General features: G+C 74.9%; 24 protein-coding genes. 20 read left to right on the top strand and 4 right to left on the bottom strand.

Annotated features, from left to right (window positions below; genetic code table 11):
- Positions 1-135 precede the first annotated feature (135 nt).
- On the bottom strand, positions 136-561 hold the full coding sequence (locus ACZ63H_RS21025; protein ID WP_469867140.1) for a cold-shock protein: 426 nt from the start codon (positions 559-561) through the stop codon (positions 136-138).
- A 123-nt stretch (positions 562-684) separates the two neighbouring features.
- Between ACZ63H_RS21025 and ACZ63H_RS21020 the strand changes: the two genes are divergently transcribed.
- Positions 685-1,140, top strand: a complete 456-nt coding sequence (locus tag ACZ63H_RS21020) for a hypothetical protein (RefSeq protein WP_469867138.1) — start codon at positions 685-687, stop codon at positions 1,138-1,140.
- 38 nt (positions 1,141-1,178) lie between these two features.
- On the opposite strand, the gene ACZ63H_RS21015 is transcribed toward ACZ63H_RS21020, so the two are convergent.
- From ACZ63H_RS21015 to ACZ63H_RS21005, 3 genes are all read right to left on the bottom strand, one after another.
- The gene (locus ACZ63H_RS21015) at positions 1,179-2,381 is read right to left on the bottom strand and encodes a peptidoglycan-binding protein LysM (RefSeq protein ID WP_469867136.1); all 1,203 of its coding nucleotides are present in this window, start codon (positions 2,379-2,381) and stop codon (positions 1,179-1,181) included.
- 206 nt (positions 2,382-2,587) lie between these two features.
- Positions 2,588-3,376, bottom strand: a complete 789-nt coding sequence (locus ACZ63H_RS21010; RefSeq protein WP_469867134.1) for an AfsR/SARP family transcriptional regulator — start codon at positions 3,374-3,376, stop codon at positions 2,588-2,590.
- A 106-nt stretch (positions 3,377-3,482) separates the two neighbouring features.
- A complete protein-coding gene (locus ACZ63H_RS21005) occupies positions 3,483-3,680 on the bottom strand; it encodes a hypothetical protein (protein WP_469867132.1) in 198 nt (65 codons plus the stop codon).
- Positions 3,681-3,866: 186 nt separating this feature from the next.
- Here ACZ63H_RS21005 and ACZ63H_RS21000 point away from each other — a divergent pair, with 186 nt between their 5' ends.
- Genes ACZ63H_RS21000 through ACZ63H_RS20910 form a run of 19 tightly spaced genes read left to right on the top strand, consistent with a single transcriptional unit; the run spans position 3,867 to position 25,821 of the window.
- A complete protein-coding gene (locus tag ACZ63H_RS21000) occupies positions 3,867-4,445 on the top strand; it encodes a Pvc16 family protein (RefSeq protein ID WP_469867130.1) in 579 nt (192 codons plus the stop codon).
- A complete protein-coding gene (locus tag ACZ63H_RS20995) occupies positions 4,442-5,173 on the top strand; it encodes a protein-tyrosine phosphatase family protein (RefSeq protein ID WP_469867128.1) in 732 nt (243 codons plus the stop codon). The genes ACZ63H_RS21000 and ACZ63H_RS20995 overlap by 4 nt, the downstream gene beginning before the upstream one ends.
- A 12-nt stretch (positions 5,174-5,185) precedes the next feature.
- A complete protein-coding gene (locus ACZ63H_RS20990) occupies positions 5,186-7,450 on the top strand; it encodes a phage tail sheath C-terminal domain-containing protein (protein WP_469867126.1) in 2,265 nt (754 codons plus the stop codon).
- A 31-nt stretch (positions 7,451-7,481) separates the two neighbouring features.
- On the top strand, positions 7,482-7,937 hold the full coding sequence (locus ACZ63H_RS20985; RefSeq protein WP_318200135.1) for a phage tail protein: 456 nt from the start codon (positions 7,482-7,484) through the stop codon (positions 7,935-7,937).
- 1 nt (position 7,938) lies between these two features.
- Positions 7,939-9,462 carry a phage tail sheath family protein gene (locus ACZ63H_RS20980; RefSeq protein WP_469867124.1) on the top strand — a complete coding sequence of 508 codons (1,524 nt, stop codon included), beginning with the start codon at positions 7,939-7,941 and terminating at the stop codon, positions 9,460-9,462.
- The gene (locus tag ACZ63H_RS20975) at positions 9,459-9,977 is read left to right on the top strand and encodes a phage tail protein (RefSeq protein WP_469867122.1); all 519 of its coding nucleotides are present in this window, start codon (positions 9,459-9,461) and stop codon (positions 9,975-9,977) included. The genes ACZ63H_RS20980 and ACZ63H_RS20975 overlap by 4 nt, the downstream gene beginning before the upstream one ends.
- Complete coding sequence (locus ACZ63H_RS20970) at positions 9,974-10,168, top strand: putative phage tail protein (protein ID WP_469867121.1); 195 nt, start codon at positions 9,974-9,976, stop codon at positions 10,166-10,168. Before ACZ63H_RS20975 ends, ACZ63H_RS20970 begins: the two co-directional genes overlap by 4 nt.
- The gene (locus tag ACZ63H_RS20965) at positions 10,165-10,836 is read left to right on the top strand and encodes a CIS tube protein (RefSeq protein WP_469867120.1); all 672 of its coding nucleotides are present in this window, start codon (positions 10,165-10,167) and stop codon (positions 10,834-10,836) included. Before ACZ63H_RS20970 ends, ACZ63H_RS20965 begins: the two co-directional genes overlap by 4 nt.
- 10 nt (positions 10,837-10,846) lie before the next feature.
- Complete coding sequence (locus tag ACZ63H_RS20960; protein WP_469867118.1) at positions 10,847-12,028, top strand: phage late control D family protein; 1,182 nt, start codon at positions 10,847-10,849, stop codon at positions 12,026-12,028.
- Positions 12,025-12,726, top strand: a complete 702-nt coding sequence (locus ACZ63H_RS20955; RefSeq protein WP_469867116.1) for a phage baseplate assembly protein V — start codon at positions 12,025-12,027, stop codon at positions 12,724-12,726. The genes ACZ63H_RS20960 and ACZ63H_RS20955 overlap by 4 nt, the downstream gene beginning before the upstream one ends.
- Positions 12,723-13,145, top strand: coding sequence for a GPW/gp25 family protein (locus tag ACZ63H_RS20950; RefSeq protein ID WP_469867114.1), 423 nt, complete (start codon positions 12,723-12,725; stop codon positions 13,143-13,145). The genes ACZ63H_RS20955 and ACZ63H_RS20950 overlap by 4 nt, the downstream gene beginning before the upstream one ends.
- A complete protein-coding gene (locus ACZ63H_RS20945; RefSeq protein WP_469867112.1) occupies positions 13,142-15,082 on the top strand; it encodes a putative baseplate assembly protein in 1,941 nt (646 codons plus the stop codon). The genes ACZ63H_RS20950 and ACZ63H_RS20945 overlap by 4 nt, the downstream gene beginning before the upstream one ends.
- On the top strand, positions 15,079-17,118 hold the full coding sequence (locus ACZ63H_RS20940; protein ID WP_469867110.1) for a putative baseplate assembly protein: 2,040 nt from the start codon (positions 15,079-15,081) through the stop codon (positions 17,116-17,118). The genes ACZ63H_RS20945 and ACZ63H_RS20940 overlap by 4 nt, the downstream gene beginning before the upstream one ends.
- A complete protein-coding gene (locus tag ACZ63H_RS20935; RefSeq protein WP_469867109.1) occupies positions 17,115-19,106 on the top strand; it encodes a phage tail protein I in 1,992 nt (663 codons plus the stop codon). The genes ACZ63H_RS20940 and ACZ63H_RS20935 overlap by 4 nt, the downstream gene beginning before the upstream one ends.
- An 11-nt stretch (positions 19,107-19,117) precedes the next feature.
- On the top strand, positions 19,118-20,401 hold the full coding sequence (locus ACZ63H_RS20930; protein ID WP_469867107.1) for a hypothetical protein: 1,284 nt from the start codon (positions 19,118-19,120) through the stop codon (positions 20,399-20,401).
- 2 nt (positions 20,402-20,403) lie between these two features.
- Entirely contained in the window at positions 20,404-22,395 is a 1,992-nt protein-coding gene (locus ACZ63H_RS20925; RefSeq protein WP_469867105.1) for a hypothetical protein, read from the top strand.
- Positions 22,392-23,525: a hypothetical protein gene (locus ACZ63H_RS20920; protein WP_469867103.1), complete on the top strand. Its 1,134-nt coding sequence runs from the start codon at positions 22,392-22,394 to the stop codon at positions 23,523-23,525. Before ACZ63H_RS20925 ends, ACZ63H_RS20920 begins: the two co-directional genes overlap by 4 nt.
- On the top strand, positions 23,522-24,064 hold the full coding sequence (locus tag ACZ63H_RS20915; protein ID WP_469867102.1) for a hypothetical protein: 543 nt from the start codon (positions 23,522-23,524) through the stop codon (positions 24,062-24,064). The genes ACZ63H_RS20920 and ACZ63H_RS20915 overlap by 4 nt, the downstream gene beginning before the upstream one ends.
- Positions 24,061-25,821, top strand: a complete 1,761-nt coding sequence (locus tag ACZ63H_RS20910) for a hypothetical protein (protein WP_469867100.1) — start codon at positions 24,061-24,063, stop codon at positions 25,819-25,821. Before ACZ63H_RS20915 ends, ACZ63H_RS20910 begins: the two co-directional genes overlap by 4 nt.
- Positions 25,822-25,826 lie beyond the last annotated feature (5 nt).

Genomic DNA, 25,826 nt, shown 5'->3' with positions numbered 1-25,826 from the left:
TCCGCCCCTCTCGGGGGGGGCCCAGGGGTGCGCCCCCCCCTCCCCACCCCCCTTTGGGTCCCCCCCCCCCCCCCCCCCCCCCCCCCCCGCGGCAACCTCAACCGTCCTGATCCGGCAGGGAATCGACCGGAGCGGTCAGTCCTCGACCCATCCGTGGCCCTCGGCGGACTTCACCAGCGCGGCGCGGATCGCGAGGATCTGCTCGGCGGTCAGCGAGGGGCCGGCCTCCAGCAGGAGTTCCGTCACCTCGCGCCGGTACTCCGCGGCGCCGAGCACGTCGCACATCGGATGGCCGGACTCGTCCAGCACCACCGGCCGCGGCACCGGGGCCGGCCGCCGGGGCGGGGCGGGGTCGACCCCCTCGGCGAGCCGGATGTTCGACGCCTTCGGCCCCCGCTCGCCGTCCTCCACGTCGAACTCCACGACCAGACCCGAGCGCAGGTACTCCTCGGGGATCAGCGAATCGTTCACGTGCAGGAAGACGTCCTCTCCGCCGCCCTCCGGCGCGACGAACCCGTAACCACGCGCACTGTCGAACCGGACGACACGACCCGCGACCATGCGGAACCCCCAACTCCTCGACACCACAGACCACCCGGGACCCGTCCCCGGAAACACCGTACGGATGGTAGCCGCGTCCGGCCGCCGCGCGGTGGGTTTTTCCCGTCGGGCATGATCAGGGGCATGGCGCACGCACACCTGCCGACCACCGAGGCCGCCGTCGGCGCGATACGCGAGGTCGCGGAGGAGTACGGCCTGTCCCTGTCGGTCACCGACGAGATCGGAGCGGACCGGACGTCGCGTCGCACGTCGGCTGCGCCCTTCGCGGTGCTCGACCCCGACGGCTCCCTCCCGCACGAGGCGTTCGTCGACCTGGCGGGACCGCCGGCGGTGAGCGTGCGGCTCTTCCCCGAGGACGACGCGAAGATCACCGTGGAGGGCGTGGAGTTCCACGACGTGCCCCGCGACGCGGTCCCCCCGTTCCTCCGCTCCGTCTACGGCGGTCTGGCCTTCACCAGGGGCCGGCTGTTTCCCCCCGGCCACTGGCTGGTCGTGCCGCTGCCCGGCGACGAGACGTACAAGGAATTGGTCCCCGGCCCCGCCCTGACCCCCTGGCTGTCGGGCCGCATGCGTCGCTAGCGCGTCACCGCGCCGGTCCCCCTCCCCGCCGTCCCCGTTCAGGCCGTCGCGGTGAAGCCGTGGCGGGCGGCCAGGCGCCGGAGGGAGGCGATGCCGGGTATGCCGTCGGCGGCGGCGCCGGTGTAGGAGCCGCCGGCCTTGCTGCGCTGCCAGGCCGCGTACGCCGAGACCGTCTTGGAGCCGAAGGAACCGTCGGCGTACTTGCGGTGGAGGAGACCCTCGGCGACGAGGGCGTCCTCCAGGACGCGGACCTCGGCCCGGTAGGTGGTGCGTCCGTCCGGGGCCGGCACGTCCTTCCGCGCGGCGGCGACCAGGTGGGCGACGCTGACCTTCGGCCTGTCCGGCCCCGGCGGCCTGGGGCCGGACCGGTGCAGCACCTTGGCGGTGTCGATCGCCCCCGGATCGCCGTGGTCGTTGCCGGGGACGTCGACGTGCCCGAAGTGGCCGCCCTCGGACCGCCAGACGGACCGCGAGCGGGACTTGCCCGGCCCCGGGTACGCCGCCGGCCGTCCGGCCGGGAACACGTCCGGCACGCCCCAGGAGCGGACCGCGGCCAGGATCCTCCGCCAGCCCGGCTTCTGCGCCGGATCCCAGCCGGTGGTCCAGGGTGTGCGGGCGCGGCCGAGGACCTCGATCTGGACGCACACCCTGCCCTCGCGGTTGGTCCGCCGGGCACCGTCGTTGCGCAGGGCCCGGGCACTCAGGTGGAGCGGTCCGAACTGGCCGATCCGGTCGGTCACCGGGCAGTAGATCAGTTGCGGCTCGGCGGCCACGAGCATCAGGTACGACCCGACGGACTCCAGGTACCTGCCCCCGGCCGGGGACTCGGTGGTGTGGTGCACGACCCGGGGCGGATTGCCGGGGGTGTCCATCGCCCCGCCGATGACGCCGTCGCCGAGCCGGATCGCGCCGGGGACCCACCTGGTGCCGGCGAGGCCGTGCACCGGCTCGCCGGCGAGGGGCGGGTCGCCGGGGGCGGGGCGGCCGCCGCCGGGACGGGGCCGCGGGTCCGGGTCGCGGATGACGAACGGCTCGGCGCCCACCGGCTCGTACCAGTCGAGGTCGCCGTCCTCGCGCAGCACGAAGACCGACCCGGGGCGGCGCGGGTGCCGGACGGCGGCGCGCGGGGTGGTCTCCAGGGCGGCCGTGGCGAGGGCCTCGTCGACGTGTGCCCGGCTCACCTCGCCGCAGTAGGTGACGGATCCGCCGGGGTGGACGACGGCAGCGTGGAAGGCGGTCATGGCGCTCCTCGTGGGGCGTGGAGTCGTGGATGGCGTCGAGGTGCTCGCGCGGTACGAGGCGGGAGGGCGGGCGCCGGGGAAGGCCGCCCCCGGGAATACGCGGCCGCGGCACGAGGGTGTTCGAAAACGGCGTGGTGTTCGTGGTGCCGAAGGGTCACCCGGGGCCGCGGGCGCACACCTCGGGCGGGTGGGAAAAGCCGCGGGGACTAGGTGGGGAAGGGCTGAAGCCGCGGCTGTTCGGCGCGTCCGGTACGCAGGGGCACGAGGTCGCGCAGTGAGGAGGAGGGTTCCAGCCCCAATTCCTCCCGCAGGACACGGCGGCATTGTTCGAATTGGCGCAGTGCCGCGCCCCTATTACCGGCAGCCAAATGCGCCTTGATGAGCGCGCGGTGGGCGCTTTCCCGCAAGGGCTCGCTCCGTACGGCGGCGAGTCCGGCGGCGACGGCTTCGCCGTGGCGCCGAGCCGACGTCAGCCGCTCGGTCATCGCTTCCAGGGCGTAAAGCCGCAGCTGACGGTATTGCTCCTGCTCGATCATCATCCAGTCGTTTTCCGGCCATTCCGGCAGGAGGTCCACCGACAGGTCCGCCAGCGTCTGCATGGTGAGGATGTCGTCGCACGGGCGTGAGCTGTCGAGCAGCCGGTGCGCGCGGGCCACCGCCTCGTGCAGGTCAACGACGATGTGCTGGGAGAGGGCCAGCTCGCGCGCGGTCGCGTCGATGATGGGGTGGCCCGTGCGCGCCGCTCGCCACAGGGACGATCGCAGGCTCGCGTTGGCGCGTGACGCCGTGACGTCCGGCCAGAGGATTCCGGCCACATAGGCACGGGACCGCGGCATCCCCTGTAAAGCCAGGAATGCCACGAGGCGCTGGGTGCCGGAGCACACCGGAATGCGTGCATGGTCAACCGCGAGAGTGAAGCCCTTGAGCAGCCTCAACGTAATGAGATGTGATTGTCCGTTCATCGACGCCCCCGTACCGATGCGGGTGATCTTCATTCGGATCATCGGCTTCTCGAAGCTATGTTAAGGGGAAGTTATGACCGCAGGGTCGAGAATTATCAGGACGGCGTCTCCGAGGGAACAACGGAACGTCGCCAAAACGTCACCGCTCCTGTTCCAGCAGCTGATCGAGCCAGCTTCGCAGCGCCAGGAAGACGTCGGCGGTCTGGTCCGCCGCCGCGGGAGGCTGCTGCTCTCCGTCGACGATCCGGATGATGCGCGCGCGGAAGCCGTCCGGCCTGTCGCCTTCCACCCACACCCGGAGGATGAGGACGCCGGACCGCCTTGAAGGGGTCTCCATGGGAGACCGAGTGTTCCGCACAGGTGTCACCCCGGCGTCGTCACCGCGTGTCTGGCGGCGTCACGGTACGCGGCGAGGACGCGGGGGTGACGCCGCCGCGACGGGCGGATCGCGGACGGATCACAGGGCAGCCTGCATCGTTGCCGCACACAGGGGCGGCACGGACCGGGCCAAGGGGGGTTCCGCATGGGTGACTTCGGTGTGATCGCCGATGTCTCGTCGGTCGTCGTGAGCACGCTGACGACGGCCCTGCGCGGGCTCAGCCGGGTGGAACCGCCGATCGCGGAACTGAACGACCTCTCCGAGACGGTGCAGACACCGCCCCCCAAACTCACCGTGTTCCTCTACGAGATCGCCGAGGACCCCACCTCGCGCAACCGGCCACCGGTGCGCTCCCAGCCGCCCGAGGCGCCGGCCGTCCGCAAACCGCCGATGGCCTTGCTGCTGCGGTACCTGATCACACCCTGGGGCGGCGACCAGGCGACCCAGCAGCGGATGCTCGGACGCGCCCTGCAGACCTTCTACGACGACGCGATCCTGGACGGCGCACAGCTCTCCGGCGGCCTGGCCGGCGGCGTCGACTCGCTGCACCTCACCCTGACACCGCTCACCCTCGACCAGAAGTCCTGGGTCTGGTACGCGATCCAGAAGCCGTACCGGCTCTCGCTGAACTACGAGGTCCGCGTCGTCAACCTGGACTCCGCGGTGGAGACGGCGGTGCGGCCGGTGCGGAGCCGGACCGTCGAGGGGACGGCGACGCCATGAGCGCCTTCCTGCCCCTCGCCCGGTCGACGCTCTACAGCCCCGTCTGGCTGGTGCCGTACGACGACTACGCGCGACGGGTGCGCGCCGCGGGCGTGGACGTCCGCCTCGAACGGTTCGACGAGGCGGACGGCGGCTGGCTGCCGCTGGACGACAGGGTGGTGCGCACTCCCGGCGGATCCCTCGCCTTCCCGGGGCTCGGCAGGCGCGCCGAGCCGTGGGCGGCCCGGCCGGAGCGCCACCGGGCCCGCTTCGCGGCCGCCGGCTACCAGCCGCTGTACCCGGCCGACGGCCGGCCGTTCTCGGCGGACCTCCTGGGCGTCGAGTTCCTCGTCCACCCGTACGACGACACCCGTCCGCCCGCCGCGGAGGTCTCGCCGCGGCTGGTCCGGCTGCTGCCGGCGGCCTCCTTCCCGTACCCGCCGGGCACGCGCACCGTCCACGGCGTCGTGCGCGCCGCCGCCGGCCGGACGCCGGTCGCGAACGCGCTCGTCGAGGCCGCGGGGCGCACCGGCCAGGACCTGACACCGTGGCACGAACGCACGCTCACCGACGCCCGGGGGGCGTTCCGGCTCGCCCTGCGCTGGGAGGGCGAGAGAGCCGACGAGCACGCGGCCGAGGAGACGTTCCGCCTGAGGGCCACCGAGCGGCCGGGCCGGACCGGGTCGCTCCTGGTGCACCTGCCCCAGGACGCGGGGCGTCAGCACGTCATCGAGATCCGTGAGCAGTGAGGAGCCCATGTCATGGCCGAGTATCTGAGCCCCGGGGTCTACATCGAGGAGATCGACGCGGGGCCGCGGCCGATCGCGGGGGTGAGCACCAGCACCGCGGGGATGGTCGGGGTCACCGCTCGCGGACCGTACACCGGCAAGCCCAAACTGGTGACGAACTTCCTGGAGTTCCAGAACACCTTCGGCGGCTTCCTGCCCGAGCCGGAGGCGTCCGTGCGGGACGCGTGGGCGGACAACCCCTCCGAAGGCGGCCGCTGGTGGCTGTTCCCGCTGGCCGTCAAGGGCTTCTTCGACAACGGCGGCCGGCGGCTGTACGTCAAACGGGTCGCCGCCGCACAGGCGACGCCCGCCTCGGGTGTGCTCGGCCAGGGCCTGGTGAGCCCGATCGCCACCGACGCCGCGCGCGGCGCGACCAGCCTGCACCTGGGCCACCTGGTCGGCTTCACCGGCGTCGGACAGCAGATCCAGATCTTCCGCGGCGACGACCGGCAGGCCGTCCACACGGCCACCGTCTCCGGCTACGACATGGCCAAGCGCCGCATCACGCTGGGCGCCGCCCTGCCCGCCGAGGTCAGGACGGCCCGGGGCGACTACGTCCAGGTCGGGGAGCGCGGCACCGAGCAGACGCTGCGGCTGTCGGCCAACAGCCCCGGTGCCTGGGGCCGGGGGATCCAGGTGCGGGTCCAGCCGCAGGTCGGCGCCGCACTGCCGGTGCTGCCCGACCCTCAGGAAGGCCCGCTGTTCGTCACCCGGCTCGTCGCGGACGCGGCCGCCGACGGCCAGACGGTGGAGGTGGCCGCGGCGCCCGGCCTCGACCCGGACGACCTGCCCGCCGACGTCTGGGCCCAGATCGGCACCGACCGCTACAAGGTCGAGGTGGGCCGGCCCGCGGACGGCAAGGTCACCCTGACCCTCCCGGCGGGCACCGGCCACCCGGCGTGGGACACCGGGCTCACCGTGCGCCGGGTGCGCCGGGGCAACCTCGCGGCGGGGCGCACCCTCAGGATCGGCGGCGCGAGCCGGCTGTACGAGGGGGCGGTCGTCCAGCTCGACGACGGCACCGCCCTGACCGCCGTGAGCGTCGAGACGGTCGCCGGTGACGCCGTCACCCTCGACCGCGACGTGCCGGGGACCTTCTTCGAGACCGACCGGATCCACCTGATCGAGGCCGAGGTCAGCACCCGCCTCACCGACCCGGGCGGCGCCACCGTCACCGAGACGTTCCCGGGACTGCGGCTCACCGGCGACACCCCGGCGAACCTGGTGACCGCCCTGGCCGCCCGGTCGCAACTGGTCCGGGCCACCGCCCTGCCGGGCATCTCCACCGACCCCGCCAGGTTCCCGGTGCCCGCGATCGGTTCCTGGCTGACGCTGGCGGACGGCGACGACGCGTACGCGTCCCTGAGCGTCGCCGACTTCGTCGGCACCGACGGCGGCAGCGGGCGGCGCACGGGAATCGTCGCGCTGGAGGACATCGACGAGGTCGCGGTCTGCGCGGTGCCCGGCATGTGGTCCGGCACGGTCGAATCCAGCCTGGTCACCCACTGCGAACTGCTCAAGGACCGGTTCGCGATCCTCGACCCGCGCGACGGCCTCGACCTGGAGGGGATCCAGGCGTTCCGCGAGCCGTTCGACACCAGGTACGCGGCGCTGTACTACCCCTGGCTGGTCACCCGCGACCCGTCCACCGGCCGCGACGTGGCGGTTCCGCCGTCGGGCCACATGGCCGGCGTCTACGCCCGGGTGGACGTGGAGCGGGGCGTGCACAAGGCACCCGCCAACGTCGTCGTCCGGGGCATCCGGCAGACCGACGGATTCGCCCAGGACATCACTCGGCGCCACCAGGACCTGCTGAACCCCAGGGGGATCAACGCGCTGCGGTTCTTCCCGGGCCTCGGCCACCGGGTGTGGGGCGCGCGCACGCTCTCCTCGGACACCTCGTGGAAGTACGTCAACGTCCGGCGGCTCTTCCTCTACCTGGAGGAGTCGATCGACGAGGGCACCCAGTGGGTGGTCTTCGAACCCAACGACGAGTCGCTGTGGGCCCTGGTCCGCCAGACCATCACCAACTTCCTCACCACGGTGTGGCGCAGCGGCGCGCTCGCCGGGACCACCGCCGACGAGGCGTTCTTCGTCGCCTGCGACCGCACCACGATGACCGAGGACGACCTCGCCAACGGCCGTCTCATCTGCGTCGTCGGCGTCGCGCCGGTCTTCCCCGCCGAGTTCGTGATCTTCCGGATCCAGCAGAAGACCCGCGAGACCCAGCTCGCCTGAGCATCCGACCGAGGACCGAGGAGGGGCCGCCATGCCGCCCGTGACCAGGGACGATCCATACGCGTCCTACAACTTCCAGATCATCGTGACCAACGTCAGCGACGACGGCGTCGCGGTGAGCGGGTCCTTCACCGAGGCCAGCGGCCTGGAGCTGGAGATCCCGCCGATCGAGTACCGCAACGGGAGCGAGGACATCACCGTCCGCAAGATCCCGGGGCTCAAGAAGTACACCAACCTCACCTTCAAGCGCGGCATCACCGGCCATGCCGGCTTCTGGAACTGGGTGGTCGAGGCGCTCAACGGCAAGGTCCGGCGCACCTCCGGCTCGATCGTGCTCCTCGACGAGAACCGCCAGGAGGCCATGCGCTGGAACTTCGACCGAGGCTGGCCGACCAAGTACACCGGCCCGACCCTGAGCGCCACCAAGAACGAGATCGCCATGGAGACGCTCGTCCTCGCGGTCGAGAAGCTGGAGATCGACGTCTGACATGACCAGTGAAGCGCTTCCCGGCGTGTCCCTGACGTTCGCGCCGCGCGGGTCCGGTGTGGAGCCGCTGCGCACCGACGTGGCGGCGTTCCTCGGCCGGCTCCGCAGGGGACCGGTCGGTGCTCCGGTGCGGGTGGAGAGCTGGAACGACGTCCTGGGCGCCTTCGGTCCCCCCGCGGGGCCGCCGGGCAGGGGGGAACCGCCGGACGGCGCCTTCGCCACCCCGTACGCGCTGCGCGGTTTCTTCGAGAACGGCGGCCGCACGGCCTGGGTGCTCCGCGTGTCCGGGCCGGCCAGCACGGCGTGGACGCGGTGGACGGTCGGTCCGCTCGGCGGTTTCCCCGCCACGCGCTACCGGGTGGTCGCCACCAGCCCGGGCACCTGGGCCAACGGCGTACGGGTCGCCATCCGCCACCGCGCCAGCACGGTCGCCGGTCCGCCGACGGTCGCCGTACGGGTCACCGCGCCCGGTGAGCCGCCCGAGGCGTTCCCCGGCCTGCCGCCCGCCGAGGCGGCGGACCGGCTGACCGCGTCCCGCTTCGTCCGGCTGCTCCCGGACGGGCCCCCGCCGCCGCCCGGACGGCCCGGCCCGATCTCGACGTCCTGGGACCTGACACTCGCCGGCGGCACCGAATCCGCGCCGGCCCGCGACGCCTACGCGGACGCCGTGGCCGCGCAGGCCGACCTCCCGGAACCGGCGCTGGTGGCGCTGCCGGACCTCGGCACGGACCTGTCCGGGAGCGCGCACACCGACGTGGTGCTCGCACTGCTGCGCAGCGTCGCCCCGTCGCACGACCGGCTGGCCGTCCTGGACGTGCCGCCCCGGCTGACCTCCGTGGACGAGGTGGTCGGCTGGGTGGGATCGCTCACGGCGACGGGCGACGACGGGCTCCTCGACTGCGCGGCCGTCTACCACCCGGCGCTGCGCGTCCCCGACCGGCACGGGCCGCGCACCGTACCCGCCTCCGGGCACGTCCTCGGTGTCATCGCCCGCCTGGACGGCGAACGCGGAGCGCACCACACGCCCGCCAACGCCGTCGTCCTGGAGGCGGTCGACCTGGCGGACGAGTTCCCCGAGCCGCAGCAGGCGCGGCTGTTCGACGCGGGCGTCGACCTGGTGCGGTGCACCCGCGGGCGGGGTCTGACGGTGTGGGGCGGGCGCACCCTGTCCGCCGACCCCCGCACCCGGCACATCGCCCACCGCCGCCTCGTACACCTCCTGGTGCGCGCCATCCGCAGGGTGGCGAGCCCGCTGGTGTTCGACGTCGACTCCCCCGAGCTGCGGCTGACGCTGGTGCGGGCCGTCACCTCCGTGCTGCTGTCCGCCTTCCGGGCCGGGGCGCTGGCCGGGGCCCGGCCCGAGGAGGCGTTCCGGGTGGTGTGCGACGACACCGTCAACCCGCCCGAGCAGGACCCGGGGGAACTCGTCTGCGAGATCGAGGTCGCCCCGGCCGCCCCCATGGAGTTCATCCGGCTGCGCCTGGTGCTCGGCCAGGACCGAGGACTGGAGGTGATCGAGGCATGAACGAGGATCCGCTGCCGAAGTACCGGTTCCTGGTCACCCTCGACCCCGGCGACGCCTATCTGCCCCCCGCGCAGGCGCTGTTGCTGCCGCTGGTCGCGTCCGGTGCCTTCCAGGAGGTCACCGGTCTCGGGGCGCAGCTGGAGGTGACGAGCTATCCGGAGGGCGGCCGCAACGACTCGGTGCACCAGCTGCCGCTGCGCCACTCGTGGAACCGGATCACCCTCAAGCGGGGAGTGGTGCGCGATCCGGGCCTGTGGGCCTGGTACCAGGCCGGGCTCGCCGACTCGCTGGGCGCCCGCCGGGACGGCGCGGTGATCGTCCTCGGTCCGGACGGGGTGCCCGGCGCGGCCTGGGCGTTCCACGGCGGTCTCGCCGCCAAGTGGACGGGCCCGGATCTGCACGCGGAGCAGAACGCGATCGCCGTCGAGTCGCTGGAGATCGCCCACGAGGGACTGGACAAGGTCGTGCAGGACGCCGCGGCGAGCGGCTTGCCGCGGCCCAACCGAGGGAGGTGACCGTCGTGCCGAAGGTGACCATTCACCAGCTCGAAGTGCGGTTCCAGGTCGACGGTGACGACGGTGCCGTGTTCACCCGCCTGTTCAACCAGCACATCCAGGCGTGGTCGAGGCTGTACGAGGACGCCTGCGCCCGCGCCGCGCACACCCAGGCCGAACGCCGCTTCGGCGACGGGGAGGGCCCGGCATGAGCGTGACGCCCGTGTCCTTCGCCCGCCAGGGCGCGGCCCAGGCCCGGCTGGAGATCGTCCGGCCGGTGATCGCCGACGAGCGGCGGCGGCGGATCCCGCTGCGGTTCAACCCCACCGACTACAAGCTGAGCAAGAGCAACACCTTCGCCGAGATCACCATCCCGGGCCTGGAGACCCCGCCGCTGCAGTACGTGCGCGGCGGCACCGAGACCCTCACCGTCCAGGCGCTCGTCGACACCTCCGACACCCTGGAGAACGTACGCAAGCTCTACGTCGACGCGCTGCGCGACCTCCTGCGGCCGGACAGCCGCGAACACGCGCCGCCCGTCGTGCGGTTCGTGTGGGACGAGGAGGTCTTCACCGGCGTCGTGGAGAAGCTGGACGTCAACTACCAGATGTTCCGGCCGGACGGCGTGCCGCTGCGGGCCTTGCTGGACCTCTCGCTCAAGGAGTTCCGCACCGCCGCCGTGCAGGTCGCCGCCACCCCGCGCTCCTCGCCCACGGTGGAGAAGAGCTATGTGGTGCGCCGCGGCGACACGCTCAGCTCCATCGCCGGCGCGCTGTACCGGCGGCCCGACGCCTGGCGGGAGCTGGCGCGCGCCAACGGCATCACCGATCCACGGGACCTGCGGCCGGGCCGGGTGCTGACCGTGCCCCGGCTGCCGTGAGGAGCGCGCGATGAGCACCCCCACCCCCGAGACCGCCCCGCCCGACCGGTACGCGCCCGAGTTCGAGGTGCGCATCGAGGGCCTGGAGATGGACCCGTCCACCAAGAACGACATCATCGACATCAAGGTGAACCGGGACATCGACGAGATGTCCGGCTTCGACCTGACCCTCAACAACTGGGACGACGCGGGCCTGCGGTTCAAGCACAGCGACTCGCCGGCCTTCCGGCTCGGCGGCCGGGTCTCGGTGCGGCTCGGCTACGCCGACGAGCTGCTCACCGTCGCCACCGGGACCATCTCCACGCTCAGCCCGAAGTTCACCGACAGCGCCTCGCCCACCGTCCAGGTCAGCGGCGTGGACGGGCTGCTGCGGCTCAAGGACCGCAAACCCACCGGGGACGAGACCAAGATCTACCGCAATCAGCCCGACTGGCGGATCGCCGAGCAGATCGCCCAGCGCAACCACCTGCGGGCCGAGGTCACCCGGGAGGGGCCCACGCACGACCTGGTGGTGCAGAAGAACCAGGACGACGCGACGTTCCTGCTGGAGCGGGCCAAGCGGCTGGACTTCGACTGCTACATCCTGCCGGACCCGAGGACCGGCGAGGACACGCTCCACTTCATCAAGCCGACCGACGGCCGCGACGGACGCCCCGTCCGGGTGTACCGCCTGGCCTACGCGCCGGGGCTGTCCACCGGCCCCGCCGCCCAGCCCGCGGGACTCGTCCCCAACCTGCTGGAGTTCACCCCGACCCTGACCGTGTCCCAGCAGGTCAGCAAGGTCACCGTGCGCGGCTGGGACCCGCGTACCAAACAGCCCATCGCGTTCACCGCGACCGCGGAGAACCTGCCGGCCGGACAGAACACCGCCGACGGGCAGAGCGGGCCGCAGGTCGCCGAGTCCACCCTGCAGGGGCGCCAGGAGGTGCTGGTCGACGCGCCGGTCGGCAGCGACCAGGAGGCCCGCGAACTGGCGATCAGCCTGCTGCGCGAGCGGGCGTACGAGTTCATCACCGCCACCGGCAAGGTGGCGGGCCTGCCCGAGCTGCGGCCCGGCGACAACCTGGAGATCCACGGCCTCGGGCGCCGCTTCTCCGGCATGTACTTCGTCAAACGCGTCGAGCACACCCTCAACACCAGCGGGTTCTTCACCCAGTTCACCGGCCGGCGGATCCACCAGGGGGACCAGTGACCATCAGGACCACACCGCGGGCCCGCAGCACCGACAAGCGGTACTACGGCGTCGCCTCGGCGATCGTCGTGGAGAACGACGGCGACGACGAGGGCCGGGTCAAGGTGAGGTTCCCCTGGTTCGACGACGTCACGGTCACCGACTGGATCCGCGTCAGCCAGCCGTACGCGGGCAACGGCTACGGCTCGGTGTTCGTGCCCGAGAAGGGCGACGAGGTCCTGGTGGCCTTCGTCCACGGGGACATGCGGTACCCGATCGTGCTCGGCGGCCTCTACAACGGCGAGGACAAGCCGCCGGCCGCCCGTACCCAGGGCCGCGACCGGAAGACGATCCGCACCCGCCACGGGCACGAGGTGCTCTTCGACGACACGCCGGACCAGGCCGCCGTGCGGATCACCTCGGCCGCCGGGCACGTGGTGGAGCTGGACGACCGGGGCAAGGCGATCCGCATCACCGCCGCCGAGGGCGGCAGCGTCACCGTGACCGCGCAGGGGGAGGTCACGCTCAAGGCGCCCAGGGTGACCGTCGACTCGCCCTCCATCGACCTCGGCGGCGGCGCCACCGAGCCCCTGGTGCTGGGCAACGCGCTGCTCCAGGCGTTCAACACCCACACCCACCCGTCGCCCGCCGGGCCCACCGGCCCGCCGGCCCCGCCGCTCACCCCCGCCGTACTGGCCAGGAAGGCGAGGACGGCATGAGCGAGGAGTTCCTCGGCACCGGCTGGCGCTTTCCCATCCTGCCCGACGCCTCCGGACGCCTCGGGTACGCCGTCGGCGAGGAGAGCATCGAGCACTGCCTGCGGGCGCTGCTGCTCACCGGCACCGGCGAGCGGGTCATGCGGCCCGGCCTCGGCACCCGCGCCCACGAGCTGGTGTTCGCGCCCGGCAGCGTGCAGAACCTGCGCGACCTGGAGCATTCGATCGCCGCCGCCGTCCGCGACCACGAGCCGAGGGTGGAGCTGGACGAGGTCCGCGCCGAGACCGACCCGGCCGACGAGGGGCGCGTCACCGTCTCGGTCGTCTACCGCGTCCGGCGCAGCAACACCAAGGCGAACCTCGTGTTCCCGTTCTACGCCGGGCTCACCGGCCCCGCCGGCTCCCCGGGAGGGACCCCATGACCCTGCCCGCGCCCAAGCTGGACGACCTCACCTGGGCCGACATGATGGCGGCCGTCCGCCGCCGCATCCCCGCCGAGTCGGACGGCGGCTGGACACTCCACGCGCCCGTCGACCCCGGTGTCACCCTCCTCGAACTCTTCGCCTACCTCCTCGAACAGCGGCTGTACTGGCTCGACCAGGTGCCCGACGCGCTCGTGGTCGCCCTGCTGCGCCTGCTCGGCCTGGACCCCCCGCGCCCCGCCCGGCCCGCCGCCACCGTGCTGGGCGTCGCCGCCCGCCGGGACGGCACCGCCGTGCCGGTCGTCCCGGCCGGAACGACGCTCACCCGTGACCCGGCGGGGCGGATCGTCTTCACCCTCGACGACGACGTGGCCGTCTTCCCGCTCGCCGAGGACGGCCGGGTCACCGTGTGGACCGGCCGCGACCGCACCGCGGACCTGCACGCCCGCCAGGGCGTCCCGCTGCTCGCCGCCGACGGGACCCCGGCCGAGGCCCGGTTCACCCTGCCGCTCACCGGGGCGCACCCCGCGCCCGGCCCGCTGAGCCTGCTGCTCGAACTGGACGCGCCCGCCGCGTCCGGGCCGGCCTGGCTGCCCGACGCGGTCGCCGGCGTACCGCCGCCCGCCGAGCTGACCTGGTCCTGGTTCCGGCCCGGGACCGACGCCCGCGGTCCGTTCGAGAAGGTCGAGGACGGCACGGAGGGGCTCAGACGGTCCGGGATCGTGCGCCTGCACCCGCCCGCGGGCTGGACCACCCGGGACCACGGGATCCTCGTGCCCACCGCGGCCGCGACCCACGCCGCCCCGCCGCGCCTGCTCCAGCTCGCCGTCAACGTGTCCGCCGCGCGCCACCGCCGGCGGCACACGGCGAGCGGCGGCGAACTCCAGGAGCAGGTCGACGCCTGGCTCAAGCTGCCCGGCCGGCGCCTCGTGCTGCCCGGGGCCGCCGAACGCCTGCTGGAGGCGAGCCTGCGGCTCGGCGGACAGGAGTGGCGGGCCGCGCCCGACCTCACCTTCGGCGGACCCGCCGACCGGGTCTTCGTCCTCGACCGGACCGAGGGCTCGCTGGTGTTCGGCGACGGACTCACCGGCCGCATCCCCCACCCGGGCCAGGAGGCGAGCGCCGAGTACACGACCGGAGGCGGCCGGGACGGCAACGGCGGCATGACCGCGAACTGGGTACCGGCCGACGACTCCACGGCGGCGGTCACGGCCGCCAACCTGGTGCGCGCCGAAGGCGGCGCCGACCCCGAGACCGTCGCCGGGGCCCGGCAGCGCGCGGCCGCCTCCCTCGGCGAGGTGACCCGCGCGGTCACCGCGGACGACTTCACCACCCTCGCCCTGGCCACACCGGGCGTCGCCGTCGCCCGCGCCCACACCTCCCTCGGCGAGCACCCCGGCTTCCCCTGCACTCCGGTGCCCGGCGCCGTGACCGTGCATCTCGTGCCGGCCGTGCCCCGCGCGGACCCGGACCGCGAGGACTTCGTGGCCGCGCCGCGCCCCGACCCGGGCACGCTGTGCGCGGTCGCCGCCCACCTGGAGCGGGCGCGGCTGCTCACCTCCGAGATCTTCGTCCGCGCGCCCCGCTACCGCGACGTGGTGCTGCGCGCCGACCTGTCGGGCGACCCCGCCGACCGGGCCCGGGTCTCGGCCCGGCTCACCGAGGCGCTGCGCCGCTTCCTCGACCCGCTGACCGGAGGCGACGACCGGGACGGCTGGCCGTTCGGGCAGCCGCTGCGCCCCTCGGCCCTGCTGCGGGCCGCGCACCGCGCGCTGGGGGACCTCGCGGACGTCTCGGCCGTGGCGATCGGCCTGGACGGGGAGGACCCGGACGAGGACTGCCGGGAAGTGCCGCTCGGGCCCGGCGAACTACCCGTCCTGCGGGCGGTCCGCACGCGGCTCGTGACCGCCGTCCAACCGGGGGAGGGACTGGCATGACCGGCGACGTGTGGTGGGAGAAGGCGGCGCACGACCGGGAGGAACGGCTCGTACCCGGCCCGGGGCCCACGGGCGTCCAGCCCGAGCCGGCCGACGCCGGCCGGGAGGCGGTCCGGGCCGCGGTGCGCGGCCGGATCGCGGGCTACACCCCGGACTGGACCGGCCCCGACCGCCAGGACGCCGGAGTCGCGCTCGTCCGCCTCTTCGGCACCCAGACCGAACCCGTGCTCACGCGCGTCAACCGGCTGCCGGAGAAGGTGCTGGCCGAGCACCTGGCGCTGGCCGGCGTGCGACGGCGCCCGGCCGGGGCGGCGGCCGCACTCCTGGAGTTCACCGTGAACCCGCCGGACGGCACCTCCGTCCTGGTGCCCGCCGGATTCCGCAGCGCGGCGTCCGGCCCCGCCGGGCAGGTGGTGTACGAGACGGACCAGGACCTCTACGCCACCCCGGCGACCCTCGCCGCCCTCGCCGTACAGGAGGGCGGAACGCTGGAGAGCCTGCCGCTCGGACCGGCCGGGCCCGGCCGTCCCTTCGCGCCGTTCGGCCGGGACCCGGAGCCCGGCAACGGCCTGTGGATCGGGCTCGCAGGGACGGCCGCCCCCTACCCGTACCTCTCGCTGGGCTTCGTCGTGGTCGCCGCCCCGCCCGCACCCGCCGGCTCCGGGGGCCCGCTGCCGCTGCCGCTGCCGCCCGCGCCCCTGCTGCGCTGGGACGTGCTGGACGGCACCCGGCTGGTCCCCGCCGAGCTGGTGCGCGACGCGACGGCCGGGTTCCGGGCGAGCGGGACCGTCGAGCTGCGGGTGCCGCGCTCCTGGGCGCCGGGCAGCCCGCCCGGCGCCCGGCCGCGGCCCCCGCTGCGCTGGCTGCGGCTGCGGATCGCGCACGGCGCCTTCGACGGGACCGCCCCGGTGCTGTCGGGACTGCGGCTGAACATGGTCGCCGCCACCGCCGCCCGCACCATCAGGGACGAGCCGCTCCAGCCGATCGAGGACGGCGGGGAGAGCGGCCGGCGCCGCATGAGGCTCAGCCAGGTGCCCATCCTCACCCGGACCGTGGTCATCGAGGTCGACGACGATCCCGGCGCCGACGTGTTCGGCACCACGGCCGGCTCCGCCTCCCGCTGGCGGGAGGTGGAGAGCCTGGCCGGCCACGGCGCCGACGACCGGGTCTTCACCGTCGACCACGAGAGCGGCGAGGTGACCTTCGGCGACGGAGTCCAGGGTGCGGCCGTACCGCCCGGATTCCGCAACGTCCGCGCCGTCCGCTACCGCGTGGGCGGCGGCAGCGCCGGAGCCGTGCGCGCGGGCGCCGTCAGCTCGGTGGTGACCGCCCTGCCGTACGTCATCGGCGTCAACAACCCCTTCCCGGCCTCCGGAGGCACGGATGCCGAGCCGGACGCCGACGCGATCCGCCGGGGCGTGGGCGAACTGCGGGCCCGCGGCCGGGCCGTGGCCCCGGCCGACTACGGCCTGCTGGCCACCCGCGCGCCCGGCGCGTCGGTGGCCCGCGCCCACGGCGTGCCCGGCCTGCACCCCGACTACGCCGGGGCACCGATCCCCGGCGTCGTGGGGGTCCTCGTCGTACCGCCGGGCGACGACGACGCCCAGCCGCCGGTCCCCACCGCCGCGACGCTGCGGGCCGTCGCCGACCACCTGACCCGCGAGGCCGCCCCGGCCGGGGTCACCGTGGTCGCCGCGCCCGCGCGGTACCAGCGGGTCGCCGTCGAGTCATGGGTCGCCCTCGACCCGGATCTCGACCGCGCCGCGGTCCTGACCCGGGCGGGCGACGCGGTGCGCGGCTATCTGGACCCGCTGCGCGGCGGGGAGGACGGCGCGGGCTGGCCGTTCGGCGGCGCGCTGCGGCACACCGCGCTGGTCCGGCGCCTCCTCGCGGTCGACGGGGTGCTGGCCGTCGCCCGGCTCTCGCTCACCGTCGACGGCGTGCGACTGCCGCCCTGCACCGACCACGCGATCGGGCCGCACGACCTCGTCTGGCCGGAGCGCCCGCTGCTCATCCCGGTAGGAGACCGGCCATGACGTGCACCCCGCACCCCGCGACCTTCCGCCTCCTGGACGGCTACGTCGGCTGGGACCGGGACCCGGACGGAGGCGAGCCCGGCACGGGCGGCATCGTCGGGTTCGGCGAACCGGCCGGCGTCCGGCTCGCCTTCCGGGGCGGCGCCCCGGAAGGCCCCACCAGGCAACAGCTCCTGCCGTGGTTCCCCGACCCGCGCCTGGCACCGGGCTGCGGGCCGTGCGGCTGGTACCTGCTGGTCCCCGGGGAACGGCGGCTGCTCCGCCGCGGCGGGTGCGACGGCTCCTTCGGCCCCGCCGGGCCGCCCGTGCGCGACCCCGGCCCGCAGCGCCGGCCGGTCTCCGTCGCCGCGCGCGGACACCGCCTCGCCGTGGTGGAGTCCGACCGGGTGCTCGTGTGGCGCCGCGAGGGCGATCAGCTCGCCGGGGTGATCCGGGTGCGCCGGCCCGTCCTGGCCGCGCCGGGGCCCGGCGACGAGGTGCTGGTCGCCACGCGGGGCAGTACGGACCTGCGCCGGTTCGACTCGGCGGGCGGACGCAAAGGGGTGCTGCGCACCGGGGCGCGGGGCGAGGTCGTCGGCCTGCGCGTCGGGGACGACCGGACGGTCTGGCTGCTCACCGACGACGGCACCCGGCCGCGGATCCTGCGGGGCGGGCACGGCCGGCCCTTCCGCACCGCCACCGCGGCCGAACTGGCCGGGGCGCTGGCGCCGTCCACGCTCACCTCGGCCGACGAGGACGGGTTCCGCCTGGACGAGCAGGGCCCCGACGGGCCCGTGACCCACTGGTACACCTGGCGGGGCCTGCCCCGGGACCCCGTGCCACCGCGCACCGACACCTACCTGACCGGCGGCTCGTACCTCACCACCCTGATCGACAGCGGCACGTCACGCTGCCGCTGGCACCGGGTGCGCGTCGACGCCGAGGTGCCCGCGGGCACCTCGGTCTCCGTCGGGATCGTGGTGACCGAGGACGGCCGCTACGAGGACAGCGACTGGCAGGCGTCGGCGCCCGGGATCACGGACTTCCTCGTCGACCAGCCGCCCGGCCGCTTCCTGCGGCTGCGGCTGCGCCTCACGGGCGACGGCGGCGCGACCCCGCTCGTGCACCGGATCCGGCTGGACTTCCCCCGGGTCACCAGCGCCGACCTGCTGCCGCCCGCCTTCCGCCAGGACCCCGCGGCCGACGACTTCACCGAGCGCTTCCTCTCCCTGTTCGACGCCACGCTCGCCGATGTCGACCGGATCGTCGACCGGTATCCGGCGCTCCTGGACCCGGCCGGCGTACCGGACCGGGTGCTGCCGTGGCTCGCCGGACTGCTCGGCCTGTCGTTCGAGGCGGGCTGGGACGCGCGCACCCGGCGCGCGCTGCTCGCCGCGGCCCCGGAGCTGTACCGGCGCCGGGGCACGCCCTGGGCGCTGCGGGAAGCGGTGCGCATCGTGTTCGGGGTGACCCCGGTCATCGACGAACTGGCCGGGGACCGCCGGTGGGCACACCTGCGCGCGGCCGCCGGATGCGCGCCCCCGGGGCCCGTCCCGCCACCGGGGCAGGCCCAAGGGCTGGGTGCCGTACGGCTGTTCGGCCGCTCGGCGAGCCGCTTCCGGGCCGGCGGCTCGGCACTGGGCGCCGCACCGCTGCGCGCGTTCGGGGCGCCCGACAGCGATCCGCTGACCGCGCACGCGCACCGGTTCCGGGTGCTGCTGCCCGCCGGCTCGGCGGACGTCCGGGCACTGCGACGGCTGGTGGAGCGCCAGGCGCCCGCGCACACGGTGGGGTCGGTGCGCACCGGCGGCGCCGGCTTCGTGGTCGGCTCCCGGTCCACGGTCGGTGTGGACACCGCGTTCGTCCCGCTGCCGCCGCCCGTGCTCGGCGGCGGCAGCCCGCTGCGGCTCAACCGCGACGGGGTGCTCAGACCGGGACCCAGGGGAGCGCGCCGAGGGGTGGGTGTGGGAGTCGTCTCCGCCGTCGGTGTGCATACGCAAGTGTCGTGAGAGGACGGACGATGACGGAGACAGGCACATCAGGGGCCGCGGGGTTCGACGCGCCGCCGCTGCGCAGGCTGCGGTACTTCCACGGCCAGATGCTCGGCGCCAGGGACTTCCAGCGTGAACAGGAGTACTACCGGGAGAGGCTGAGGCTGCGCATGCGCTGCCTGCTCGGCTACGGAGTGGTGTGCGGCCTGTTCGTGGAGCCGGTGCCCGACGACGGCTGCACGACCGAAGCCGACGGGCACACGGAGGCCGACGGGCACACGGAGGCCGACGGGCACACGGAGGCCGACGGGCCGGACGCGACCGAGGGGCACAGCGACGGGCACACCGGGACGGAGCACGCCCGGCACCGGGCCAGGGTGCGCCTCACCCCCGGCCTCGCCGTGGACAGCGACGGCAACGAGGTCGTGGTGCGCGGCGGCTGCGACATCGACCTGTGGAAGGCGCTGCCCCCCGGCGAGCGGGACACCGACACGGTCTGGGTCGGCATCCGGTACGCCGAGCGGCCCGTGGAGCCCACCCGGGCCGTCTACCACGACGCCTGCGCGGACACCGCCGACTGCGAGTTCGGCTGGACGGAGGAGTGCCACAAGGTGGTCGTCACCGGTTGCGAACCACCGGTGGACGAGCGGTGCGACACCTGCTGCTCCCGCGGCGCGCACACCACGCTCTGGCTGGCCAGGATCGACCGCGCGGACCGGCGCCGGCCGGTGCGCCGGGACCAGATCCACATGAACGTGCGCCGCCCGTTCGGCCGCCACCTGCCCACGGTCGTCACGGGGGTCAACTGGATCCACGGACACACGTACACCATCGACGAGGCCAAGGCCCTCCTCGGCACCCAGGACGAGGACGGCGGGCTCGTGGTGCGGTTCTCCGCGGGCGTGCGCACCGACTGCCTGCGACCGGGCGTGGTGGAGATCCAGGTCATCGAGGGCGGCAGCGGCCGCAACGCCTCCACCTGGTACATGGGCGGCGCCTTCGCCGCACCCGGCGCCGGGTGCGGCGAGTTCACCGAGGAGTTCCGCTACCGCCAGACCACCCGCGAGACGCTGCAGGACGGCGACCGCGTACTGATCACCGTCCGCGCGGCGTTCCTCCTCGACCGCTGCTGCCGTCCGGTCGACGGCACCCACGTCGGCGGACGCGTGCCCACGATCGACGCCGGCCCGAACGCGCCGGCGGCGGCCCACGGGGGCTGCGGACTGCCGCCGTCCGGCATCGGTCCCTGGACGTCCGGAACCGGGGCGGGCGGGGACGTCTTCGAGAGCTGGTTCTTCGTTAAGGAGCGCTGATCATGCGAACAGACTGCGGATGCGGCTGCGGGGGTGACGCCACCCGGACCTCCGCCTTCGTACGGCCGCGCTTCTTCGCGGGCCAGCTGCTCACCGAGGACGACCTCGGTCTGCTGGTCGAGTACACGACCGCGAAGAGCAGGCTGCACAACCGGTCGCTGTTCGGACCGGGGGTCGTCTGCGGCCTCGGCGTCACCTGCGCCCCGTGCGGCGGCGGCACCGTGACGGTCCACCCCGGACACGCGCTGGACTGCGCGGGCAACGACATCGTGGTGCCCTGCACCGAACAGGTCGACGTACGGGCCCTGGTGCGCGAACAGCGGATCAGCGCCCTCGGCGTGGACTGCGGGGAGGACTGCGACGACGAGGGCGGCCGCGGCTACGGACTCTACGTGCGCTACCACGAGACGCCCGTCGAACCGGTCGCGCCGTACGCCACCGAGGAACCCTGCCCCTCGCCCGGCTGCGTGCCCTCCCGGATACAGGAGGGGTTCCGCTTCGTCGTGAAGTGCGACGACTTCGAGGACCACCGCCACAACCCCGGCACCCGGTTGCTCGCGAGCATCGGCGACCTTACCCGGGCCGACCGCGCCCGCACCCGCGACCGGCGCCTCGGGTACTACCGCGACGCGCTGACCGCCGCCTCGGCCGGCACCGGCCGGACGTTCCGCTTCGACGCGGCCGACGCCGAGCGGTACGCCACCGCCCTGGCCTGGCTGCGCCGGAACGCGGGGGGCGAGGGTCCGCCGCCACCGCCGGCCGCCCGCGAGATGACCGAACACGTCCGCGCGCTCGCCGCCGGCGTGGCCCGCTACGACACCCACGACGCCGCCGGACGGGAACGGCTCGAAGCGCGATACCCCGACCTCGCCACCGTCCAGGAGGCCCGCGGCGTCCTGGGCACGGCCTGCGGCCGGCTCCGCGAAGCCGACGCGGAGGCTGCCTGGCCCGACCCGCTGCACCGCGCCCTCGCCGGTGCGGTCGTCACCGAGACCGCGGCCCGGGTGGTGCCCGGGCGGGGCGACGCGGACGCGCCGCTGGAAGTGCGCATGGTGGCCCAGGGGACACCGCTGAGCCACGCGCTGCGGGTGGGGTTCCGCGCGGACCTCGGCCTGATCAGGGAGTGGCTGCTGGCCCGCCTGGACCAGGTGGGCGAGACCGGTGACTGCCGGCTGCGCACGGAGGTCGCCGCCGTCGACGTCCCGGCGCCGCTGCCGGCCCCGCCGCCGGACAGCGTGGAGAAGGCGGCCATCGCCGAGGTGCAGCGGATCGCCGAGGCGGCGGGCGCGCTCACCGTCGCGCTGCGGCGCTTCCTGACCGACGCGGCCTGCGCCACACTCAACCCGCCGTGCGGCGAGTGCGCCGACACCGACGTGCTCCTCGCCCGTCTGGAGCTGGACGGCTGCGACGTCGTACGGGTGTGCTCCGGGACCCGCGAACAGGTGCTGCCGGGCGGAGGGGCGTACGGCGAGTGGCTGCCCAAGCTCTACCGGCTCCGCGAACTGGCCGAGCGGGTGTGCCGCGACCCCCTGCCGCCCCCCGGGAAGCCGGCGCTCCCGCCGCAGGGCGACGTCGAACGTCCCTACGCCGACGGTCTGCTCGGCGACTGGCCGCGCACCGGGGACCTGGAGGAGATGCTGTCCCTGCTGCTCACCCCGGCACCCGGCGAGACACCGCCCAAGGCGCTGCACGAACAGGTCTACACCACTCCCAGTGAAGTGACCGACAGCATCCAGGAGCTGGCCGCCCTGCGCGCCCGAGTGGCCGAGCTGACGGCGGCCGTGTCCGGCCTCGGCGCCCAACTGGGCAGCGCGCAGGCACAGGTCGGCCGGCTGAGCGAGCGGGTCCCGGAAGACCTCGGGTCCCGCCTCGCACACCTCGAAGGCGGTGCCGGCGAGCCGTCCGGCGAGCCGGCCGCCCAGGAGGGGCCCGCCAAGCCCCCGGCGAAACGCACCCGCCCCTCCCGTGGCCCGAAGTCCGGGGAGACGTCGTGACGGGCCCGCTGCGCCCCGCCTTCCACGAGGGCCAGGTGCTGGCCGCCGCCGACCTGACGGCCACGGTCGAGTACGCGCGCGGCACGGCCGCCCGGCACGCGCGCCACCTGCACGACTGGGGCGTCGCCGAGGGGCTCGCCCTGGTCACCGGGGGCCGCACCGACCCGCTGACCAACGCCCGCTACGTCGAGGTGAGCGTGGCGCCGGGCATCGCCGTCGACGGCACCGGCCGCGAGGTCCTCCTGACCGAGCCGGTCGTGCTGCGCGAGAGCGACTTCCAGGAGGTCAACGGGGCCGACCAGCCGACGGACGAGCCCTACCCGGTCTTCCTCACCGCGGCCGACCGGGAGCCCGCCCGGGCCCCCGGGCCCCTCTCGTGCACCGGCGGCGCGACCAAGGCGCGCGTGGAGGAGTCGTACCAGATCCTCTTCGGGCGCCTCGGCGACGAGCGGCTGGCCGACGAGCAGCGCCCGCCCGCCACCGGCGCCCCGCCGGCCGATCCGCCCGCCCGCTGGCTCGTCCTGCTCGGCTACGTCCGCTGGACGGACGGCCACTTCAGCGGGGTGGAGGCCAAGGCGCGCGGAGTCGGGGTGCGCTTCGCCGGCGTCCGCGCGGACACCGTCTCGGCCGCCTCGGGCACGCTGACCCTGCGCACCGGCCCGACCGCCCAGGAGGGCGGGCCCGCCCTCGTCCTGTCCGGCGGGGACAAGCCGAGCCTGGTCTTCGGCCTCTACCAGGGCAGCGGCACGGTCGCCCCGCTGATGACCCTCGCGGCCAACGGCAACCTCACCATCGAGGGCAGCTTCAGCGGCCGGATGCCGGTCGGCAGCACCCTGGTGGCCTCCGGGACGGCAACCGACGGCATGCTGCTCCCGCTGCCGGCCGGCATCACCCCGGAGCAGATCGCCGACGGCCGGGTCGTCGTCCATGTGCACCTCACCCCGCGCATGCCGCCGACCGCCACCAGAACCACACTGGTCGGCGCCGTGGAGGCCACCGTGGACGACGACCGCCGGGTCAGGTGCCGGACACGGTCCTGCGACATCGCCGCGGCCAAGGTCGTCGAACGGCCCGGGGCCGTCGACTTCCTCGTCCTCGCGACGGTCGTGGCGACGAACGGAGGCGGATGACGATGACCCTCACCGTGGTGTACGCGGCGGGCACCGGCCATGTGGTGGGCGCGCTGGCCCTGACCGGCGCCGGCGCCCCGGCCGACGTGGGCGCGCTCGTCGGACGCGCGCTGCCGCTGCGCGTCCTCCTGGACGAAGGCCGCGTCGCGACGCTGCCACTGAACGCCAGGGACCTCGCCGTGGCGGCGGTGGACGACGAACCGGCGGCCCTCGCCGATCCGCTGGCGTTCGGGGTCGAGCTGAGCCCCGAGGGCAGGCCCCGGCCCACGCTGACGCGCCTGGCCACCTGGACCGGCGGCGCCGGCATCGCGCTGACGGCGACCGGGCTCACCCTCACCGTGCCGGTCGCCCCGGTCCGCACCGCCAGGGTGGTCGCCCTCGTCTCCGACGACCAGGACACCCACGTGCTCGCCGGGGAACTGCCCGCCGGGCAGCCCCGGGTGACCCTGCCGGTGAGCCTCGGCCCCGGCGGCAAGCACGGCGTACTGGTGCTGGCGGCCGGCTGGTCGGGCCTTCTGGAGGAGGCGAACGTGACGTGAACACACCCACCGCACCGGCCGCCGGTGCGGCCGGTGAGATCACCGTTCACCGGTGCACGGTGACCGTGGTCCGGCGCGGCGGGTGGAGCTGGGGGCCGGACCCGCGCGGACTGGTGCGGCACGTGATCGACTCGCTTCCGGAACTGCTGGCGGACCACTTCGCCGGCCGGCTGGCCGGTGACGGGCCGGACGTGGAGATCACCGAGCCGGTGACCGTCACCGTCCGGCTGGGCGGGACCGCAACGCCCGGCCGCGGCCCCGTGCCCGCCGACGTCCACTTCGCACCCGTCGCGATGGCCGGGGTGGTCGGCGGGACGCCCGCGGACGCCCCGTCGTTCGAGGCGTCCTTCCCCGCCGAGGCCACCGTCCGGGAGGCACCCTCGGCGGCCGCGCTCTTCGCCGAACTCGCCGAACGCGGTGAACTCGACGCCCTCCTCGCGCTGTTGCCCGGGCACACGCTCCAGGCGTACGCGCTCGCCCTGCTCGGCGACGACGACGCGATGGCCGCCCGGCTGCACACGGAACTCGCCGCACGCGCCCGCCCCGGCGGACCGGCCGGGCCGCCGCCCGAGCCGCTCCGCACCGCGGTCGCGGACGCCGGCGCCCCTGCGGGGCGCGACGAAGCGGCCGCGCCTGCGCGGCCACCGGGGCCGGGGCACGACCGGGCGGCCGAGGACGACCGGGCGGACGGGCGCACCCAGGCGGTCGGGACACCGCGTCCGCGAGCGGCGTCGCACGCCGTCACGGCCCGCACCGCCGAAGAGGTGCGCGTGCCGTCCGCCTTGCCGTTCCTGCTCGCCGGGCCCCTGGCCCGCATCGGGTACCTCGACGCGCTCGCCCCCGCGCTGGCCGGCGTCGAACTGGCCGACGAGACACCGCTGTTCGCCGCGGCCCTCGCGTACAAGGTGCTGGGCGCGACCGCGCGCGGCTGGCGCCGGGACGCAGCGGACCGCGAGGCGGCCGCCGCCTTCGCCGGGCTCGAACCGCCCGTCCCGGAGGAGCGGCTGACCGCGTTCGCGCGCGCGGTCCGGCCCGCGCTCCCGGTGCTCGACGGCGTCCTGGCGCTCGCGGTGTGCCGCGGCCACGACCCCGCCGACCCGCTCCTGCTCACCGGGACCGACGACGGCCTCCTCCTGGTCGACGCCCAGGGCATGTTCCCGATCGCCTGGGCGGCGTCCCCCGCGGCGCTGCTCCCGTACTGGCGGGCGTGCGGCCGGCCCCCCGTGCTGGTCTGCGGAGGCAGCCTGCCGCCCGGCTCGCTGCGCGAACTGGACGCGGCGGCCGTGCCGTTCCTCACCGCCGTGCGACCCCTGCGCGGCGACCCCGTCACCCGGCTGCCCTGGCGTACGCCCCTGTGGACCGGCACGGCGCGGGGACTGCCGGACCCTCGCCTCGCCATCGAACTCCCCGGCCACACCGGCCGGTTCACCGACCTGGTCACCGCTCTGGTCGCCGAGCGGCGCGCGGTGCCGCTCGCCCGGGACGGCGCGCTGGAGCGCTCCGTCACCCTCGCCGCCGCCCTGGGCCTCGCCACCGTCGCCTGGACGCTCTGGCGCGAGCGCGAGACCCCTGATCCGCTGGCCGCCCTGAGCCGCTTCGCCGACCTGGAGGCCACCGTCCGGTTCGAGCCGGCCGCCGTCCGGGTCCGCGTACCCCTGGGGCGGCGCCACGCGGACCTGCTGCGCGGCGGACTGCTCGCCGACGTGCCCGACGTGGTCTGGCTGGACGGCCGGACCCTGACCTTCTCGGGAGGCTGACCCGG

It is taken from the genome of Streptomyces sp. NPDC104831, assembly GCF_055583025.1.
The sequence above is the reverse complement of the archived record's forward strand: the minus strand, read 5'-3'. Positions and strand labels throughout refer to the sequence as shown.

Coding starts and splice junctions, on each gene's coding strand:
- ACZ63H_RS21025 (WP_469867140.1), bottom strand. CDS start 561: ATGGTCGCGGGTCGTGTCGTCCGGTTCGACAGTGCGCGTGGTTACGGG.
- ACZ63H_RS21020 (WP_469867138.1), top strand. CDS start 685: ATGGCGCACGCACACCTGCCGACCACCGAGGCCGCCGTCGGCGCGATA.
- ACZ63H_RS21015 (WP_469867136.1), bottom strand. CDS start 2,381: ATGACCGCCTTCCACGCTGCCGTCGTCCACCCCGGCGGATCCGTCACC.
- ACZ63H_RS21010 (WP_469867134.1), bottom strand. CDS start 3,376: ATGAAGATCACCCGCATCGGTACGGGGGCGTCGATGAACGGACAATCA.
- ACZ63H_RS21005 (WP_469867132.1), bottom strand. CDS start 3,680: ATGGAGACCCCTTCAAGGCGGTCCGGCGTCCTCATCCTCCGGGTGTGG.
- ACZ63H_RS21000 (WP_469867130.1), top strand. CDS start 3,867: ATGGGTGACTTCGGTGTGATCGCCGATGTCTCGTCGGTCGTCGTGAGC.
- ACZ63H_RS20995 (WP_469867128.1), top strand. CDS start 4,442: ATGAGCGCCTTCCTGCCCCTCGCCCGGTCGACGCTCTACAGCCCCGTC.
- ACZ63H_RS20990 (WP_469867126.1), top strand. CDS start 5,186: ATGGCCGAGTATCTGAGCCCCGGGGTCTACATCGAGGAGATCGACGCG.
- ACZ63H_RS20985 (WP_318200135.1), top strand. CDS start 7,482: ATGCCGCCCGTGACCAGGGACGATCCATACGCGTCCTACAACTTCCAG.
- ACZ63H_RS20980 (WP_469867124.1), top strand. CDS start 7,939: ATGACCAGTGAAGCGCTTCCCGGCGTGTCCCTGACGTTCGCGCCGCGC.
- ACZ63H_RS20975 (WP_469867122.1), top strand. CDS start 9,459: ATGAACGAGGATCCGCTGCCGAAGTACCGGTTCCTGGTCACCCTCGAC.
- ACZ63H_RS20965 (WP_469867120.1), top strand. CDS start 10,165: ATGAGCGTGACGCCCGTGTCCTTCGCCCGCCAGGGCGCGGCCCAGGCC.
- ACZ63H_RS20960 (WP_469867118.1), top strand. CDS start 10,847: ATGAGCACCCCCACCCCCGAGACCGCCCCGCCCGACCGGTACGCGCCC.
- ACZ63H_RS20950 (WP_469867114.1), top strand. CDS start 12,723: ATGAGCGAGGAGTTCCTCGGCACCGGCTGGCGCTTTCCCATCCTGCCC.
- ACZ63H_RS20945 (WP_469867112.1), top strand. CDS start 13,142: ATGACCCTGCCCGCGCCCAAGCTGGACGACCTCACCTGGGCCGACATG.
- ACZ63H_RS20940 (WP_469867110.1), top strand. CDS start 15,079: ATGACCGGCGACGTGTGGTGGGAGAAGGCGGCGCACGACCGGGAGGAA.
- ACZ63H_RS20935 (WP_469867109.1), top strand. CDS start 17,115: ATGACGTGCACCCCGCACCCCGCGACCTTCCGCCTCCTGGACGGCTAC.
- ACZ63H_RS20930 (WP_469867107.1), top strand. CDS start 19,118: ATGACGGAGACAGGCACATCAGGGGCCGCGGGGTTCGACGCGCCGCCG.
- ACZ63H_RS20925 (WP_469867105.1), top strand. CDS start 20,404: ATGCGAACAGACTGCGGATGCGGCTGCGGGGGTGACGCCACCCGGACC.
- ACZ63H_RS20915 (WP_469867102.1), top strand. CDS start 23,522: ATGACGATGACCCTCACCGTGGTGTACGCGGCGGGCACCGGCCATGTG.